Annotated in this window: 7 protein-coding genes; 4 read left to right on the plus strand and 3 right to left on the minus strand. The window is 64.0% G+C overall.

The window, feature by feature from the left end; translation table 11 throughout:
- The first annotated feature begins 240 nt into the window (after positions 1–240).
- The 4 genes from hemF to ACYVDE_RS14395 are packed head-to-tail and all read left to right on the plus strand — an operon-like array spanning position 241 to position 2,352.
- Entirely contained in the window at positions 241–1,191 is a 951-nt protein-coding gene (gene hemF, locus ACYVDE_RS14380) for an oxygen-dependent coproporphyrinogen oxidase (RefSeq protein WP_460502237.1), read from the plus strand.
- The gene (locus ACYVDE_RS14385) at positions 1,184–1,762 is read left to right on the plus strand and encodes a phosphatase PAP2 family protein (RefSeq protein WP_460502238.1); all 579 of its coding nucleotides are present in this window, start codon (positions 1,184–1,186) and stop codon (positions 1,760–1,762) included. Before hemF ends, ACYVDE_RS14385 begins: the two co-directional genes overlap by 8 nt.
- 9 nt (positions 1,763–1,771) lie before the next feature.
- Positions 1,772–2,014, plus strand: coding sequence for an NADPH-dependent FMN reductase family protein (locus ACYVDE_RS14390; RefSeq protein WP_460502239.1), 243 nt, complete (start codon positions 1,772–1,774; stop codon positions 2,012–2,014).
- A gap of 20 nt (positions 2,015–2,034) precedes the next feature.
- Entirely contained in the window at positions 2,035–2,352 is a 318-nt protein-coding gene (locus ACYVDE_RS14395; RefSeq protein WP_460502243.1) for a hypothetical protein, read from the plus strand.
- Positions 2,353–2,447: 95 nt separating this feature from the next.
- Here ACYVDE_RS14395 and ACYVDE_RS14400 read toward each other — a convergent pair whose 3' ends face one another.
- The 3 genes from ACYVDE_RS14400 to ACYVDE_RS14410 form a co-directional block, all read right to left on the minus strand.
- Positions 2,448–3,050: a riboflavin synthase gene (locus ACYVDE_RS14400; protein ID WP_460502240.1), complete on the minus strand. Its 603-nt coding sequence runs from the start codon at positions 3,048–3,050 to the stop codon at positions 2,448–2,450.
- 126 nt (positions 3,051–3,176) lie between these two features.
- Positions 3,177–3,509, minus strand: coding sequence for a hypothetical protein (locus tag ACYVDE_RS14405; RefSeq protein ID WP_460502241.1), 333 nt, complete (start codon positions 3,507–3,509; stop codon positions 3,177–3,179).
- Between the two features lie 136 nt (positions 3,510–3,645).
- On the minus strand, positions 3,646–4,912 hold a 1,267-nt coding region (locus tag ACYVDE_RS14410; RefSeq protein ID WP_460502242.1), incomplete at its 5' end, for a S8 family peptidase.

Raw genomic sequence — 4,912 nt, forward strand, 5'->3', positions numbered from 1 at the left:
CGCCGCCGCGGCGGCCGCGGCCGAAGCCACGCGGGTAGCCGAGGCATCGGCCGGTTCGGAAACAGTTGCGGATGTTGCGGAAGCTGCGAATTCAGTCATCGGGGCGGGACGGTTGAGACGACAAAAGTACACCCCGGCCCGCCCCCGTATCTTTGGGGCGGCCTTCGCGGCTGCTTTGCCGGCGCTGCATGTGCCGGCCGGCCACGGCCGAATTACTTGTTGCCCGACTACTTTTCCGCGGTGCCCGCCGGCGCCCTGCCCTTCGTGACTCCAACCTCCTCGCCCACTATCCGCCCCGAAATTGAAGCCTGGCTGGCTGATTTTCAGCTTCGTTTGTGCCAACAGCTCGAAACGGCCGACGCCGGCCCGGCGCACTTCCTCACCGATGCCTGGCAGCGCGAGGGCGGCGGCGGCGGCCGTTCCAAAGTGCTGGAAAACGGCCGTATTCTGGAAAAAGGCGGCGTGGGCTTTTCGGCCGTGTGGGGCACCATGAGCGAGGCCGCGGCCCGGCAGCTGCACATGCCCGACCCGCATTTTTACGCTACTGGCGTGAGCGTGGTGCTGCACCCGCGCAGCCCGCGCGTGCCCATCATTCACATGAACGTGCGCTACTTCGAGGCCGGCAACGGCGAAGCCTGGTTTGGCGGCGGCATCGACCTGACCCCGATTTACGTGGATGAAGCCCAGGCCCGCGCCTTCCACGCGCAGCTTAAGGCGGTGTGCGACAAGCACAATCCGGCGTACTACCCCAAGTTCACCCGCTGGGCCGACGACTATTTCTACCTGCCGCACCGCCAGGAAACGCGCGGGGTGGGCGGTATCTTCTACGACAGACTGACCGTTGGAAAAGACGGTACCGCCGAGGAGCTGTTCGCCTTCATGCGCGACGTGGCCGAGCTGTTTGGCCCCTTCTACACCGGCCTGATGACGGCCAACTATGCCCTGCCCTTCGGCCCGGCCGAGGAAGCCTGGCAGAGTCTGCGCCGTGCCCGCTACGCCGAGTTCAACCTGGCCTTCGACCGCGGCACGCGCTTTGGCCTCGAAACCGGCGGCCGCACCGAGTCCATCCTCATGAGCCTGCCCCCGCGCACCGGCTGGGCCTACAACCCCGCCCTGCCCGCCCCCGGCTCGCCCGAAGCGAATACGTTGGGCTGGCTCCGCAAAGGTGTTGACTGGCTGGCCGATGCTTAAGGAAATTTTAGCGCTCGACCGCTGGCTGCTGCTGGCCATCAACCACGCCCACAGCTCGTTGCTGGATGCCGTCATGGTGTTTGCATCGAACCGCAACGTGTGGTTTCCGGTCTACGCCGTGCTCATTGCCTGGCTGATATACCATTTCCGGCAACGGGCCTGGCTGCTGCTGCCGCTGGTAGTGGCCGCTGTCGGGCTGGCCGATAGCATCACCAGCCGCCTGTTCAAGCCCTTCTTCGGGCGCCCCCGCCCCTGCCACGACGCCTCGCTCGACCACCTGCTGCGCCTGCCCGATGGCTGCGGCGGCATGTTCGGCTTCCTGTCGTCGCACGCCGCCAATTCGATGGCGCTGGCCGTCTTCCTGGCGCTCGTGCTGCCGGCCGGCCGCTTCCGGGCGCTCAAAATCGGCGCTTTTGCCTGGTGCCTGCTGCTGTCGTACAGCCGTGTTTATCTTGCCGCCCACTACCCCACCGATGTCCTGGGCGGGGCCGTTGTGGGTGCCCTCATGGGCTGGCTGGCCGAGCTTACCTATCGGCGGCTGACGCCGCGGTGGTGGGCCACCCAGCCCTAGTTTTTTCGCATGAACCTCGCCGACCGCCGCTTTCTCTTCCTGCTGTCCAGCACCCGCCGGCTGGGCAACACCGAGCAGCTGGCGTATTGCGCTGCTCATCCGTTGCCCCCCGGCACTGCGCAGCGCTGGCTGCACCTGCTCGACTATCCGCTACCAAGCTTTTTTGACCGGCGGCACAGCGGCACCTATCAGCCGCCCACCGGCAATGCCCAGGTACTGCTCGAAGCCACCCTCGAGGCCTGGTTCTGGTAGCGCCCCTCTACTGGTACAGCCTGCCCGCAGCAGCGAAACTCTATCTCGACCACTGGAGTGCCTGGCTACGCACTCCCGAAGTTGACTTTCAGGCGCGCATGCGGGGCAAAACCCTGTGGGCCATTACTGTTAGCAGCGGAAATCGGTCCGAAGCCCAGCCGCTTGAAGACGCCCTGCAGCGCACGGCGCAGTACCTGCACATGCAATGGGGCGGCTTGCTATTTGGCACGGGCTCGCGGCCCAACGATATTCAGGCCGATGCCGCGGCCCTGCAACAGGCAAAGCATTTCTTCCTGTCAGCGAACCAGCCCGATGTAACTGACCCCGCAGCTGAGTAGCTCACAAAAAAAAGCCCCACCAGCAATAGCGGCGGGGCTTTTTCAGTATGCAGATGGGCGGCCTGCTCAGTGGGCCTGCGGTTGCCGGAGGGGCCTTATTTCTGAGCGCGCTGGCCCAGTAGCTTGGCCACGTATTTACCCACAATGTCAAATTCCAGGTTCACCGTCTCGCCGGCTTGCAGCTGCTGAAAGCTGGTGTGTTCGTAGGTGTACGGAATAATGGCCACTGTAAAGCCGTCGTCGGTGCTTGCAAAACAGGTCAGGCTCGTGCCGTTCACGCAAATCGAGCCTTTTTCGACCGTGAGGTTGCCCGGGGCGGGCGCGTGCTGGAAGCGAAACAGCCACGAGCCGTTCTGGTCCTGCACACTTTCGCACACGGCAGTGGCATCAACGTGGCCCTGCACGATGTGCCCGTCGAAGCGCCCGGTGGCCGCCAGGCAACGCTCCAGGTTCAGCAGGCGACCGGGCTGCCACTGGCCCAGGTTGGTCACCCGCAGGGTTTCGTCGATGGCGGTGACGACGTGCGTACCGGCGGCCGCATCCACGGCCACCACGGTCAGACACACGCCATCGTGGGCCACGCTCTGGTCAATTTTCAGCTCAGCCGCAAACGGCGACTTAATGGTGAAGTGGCGGTTGCTGCCTTGGTCGGCCACAGCCACCACGGTGCCTAGGGCTTCAATAATTCCGGTAAACACAGTTGTCGGGAGAAGTAAGAATGAAGGAAGACCGGCCAGCGGATGCCCCCGGGCCGATGCAAAGAACGGCACCCCGTTGCCAGAGTGCCGTTCGGCAGCCACATAACCGGCGAGCCGGCCAAAAGATTATTTGTCGGCTTTCTCAAACGGGCGCCAGTCGAGCTCGCCGGGCAGGCCGCCGGTTTTCTTGCGCAGGAACACGGTCTGGTCGTCGTCCTCCCGCTTGCCGAAGGTCACGTCGGCCCGGCAGTCGAGGCAGCGCACCGACGTGTATTTGAATTTGCCCTGGGCCACCCGGCTGGTCAGGTCCAGGTTATCGGAGCCACAAATGCCACAGGCGGCCACATCAGCAAAGCTGAGGCGCTCATACTCAGCCACGGTTTCATGAAAATTATTGCCCTGCACGGTAAAGTGAAACTGGCGGCGCCCAATGCGCTTGGTCGTCATCATCTGCAACATTCTGCGGAAAGAAAATGAGTGAATTAATGCTTTAAAATTACAAAATATTCACCTCATATACAAGATGATATGGGCTAAAAAATTCATAAAAAAAGGACGCCGTGCAGCGTCCTTTTTTTGTGGCCTGATACCCTGCTTATTGCTGCTGGAAGCGCACCGCTTGGCGCACGCCACCGGCCGCCACCTCGCACAGATATTGCCCCTTGGCCAGTGCGCCAAGCTTAAATATGGTTTCGGCGGCGGGGCTGGCGGGCAGCTGCTGGCGGGCCACCACCGCCCCCCGCATATCCAGCACGCGCACGCTCAGGGGCACGCCGCGCAGCGCGGGGGGCAATACCAGCGTCAGCGAACCGCTGCTGCGCGGGTTGGGGTACACTCCCAGGCTTTCGGCCGCCAGCGCAGATGCCGTGTCGAGCGGGCTGTTGGGATGCAGGCTGTTGTAGGCCCGGCCAAAATTGGGCAGGCCATAGCCCAACGTATTATCGGGCGTGGCGGCCTGGCTGGCGGTGTTGCGCAGGGCGGCAATCACCTGCTGGGCCGTGAGCGTGGGGTTGGCTTGCCAGAAAGCGGCGGCCATGCCTGCCAGCACCGGGCAGGCAAACGAGGTTCCGTTTCCGCGGAAGGCTACTCCGCTGGGGTCGAGCACGGCCGCCGCCTGCCCCATCACCGAGAGCGTGGGCTTGATGCGCCCATCAACCGTGGGGCCGTAGGAACTGAACGCCGCGTGGTTGCCCAGCGAGTCAACCGCCCCCACCGTGAGGATGGAATCGGCATCGGCCGGAGCCGAAATGTAGTGCCAGGCGCGGTTGCCCTCGTTGCCGGCGGCACTCACCACCAGCATGCCCACGCGGGCGGCCACCGTAGCCGCCCGAGAGCTGATAGCGGTGCGGCCGTTCATGTCGGCATAGGTGTACGCGGGCGAAGGCGCATCGAAATCGGTGTATCCCAGCGACGAGCTGATGACATCTACGCCGCAGGAGTCGGCATATTCAGCGGCGGCCAGCCAGTTGGCTTCTTCCACCGGATGTTCCGAATAGTCATCTTCGGTGATGCACAGGCGGTAGGTGGCTTTGGGCGCCGTGCCCACGAAGTAGCCGGGCTGATTGGCGGCCATGGTCGACAGACAGTTGGTGCCGTGGCTGCTGCGCTGATAGACGCTGGTGCCGCCATCCACAAAATTGCGGGTGCTCACCAAGCGCTGCTCCTGGAACAGCGGCTGCAGGGCAGCCATGGTATTCACCCCGGGAAAACCCGCGTCGAATACAGCAATCTGCATGCCTTCGCCGCGGTAGCCGGCATCGTGCATGCCGGGCACGCCAATCTGCTGGTTCTGGGCGTAGGTCCGGCCGTAGTAGGCCCGGCCGGCGAGGGTGCGGGCAGCGGCGGCTTCGGCCGGTTTGGCC

The organism is Hymenobacter agri (assembly GCF_054778495.1).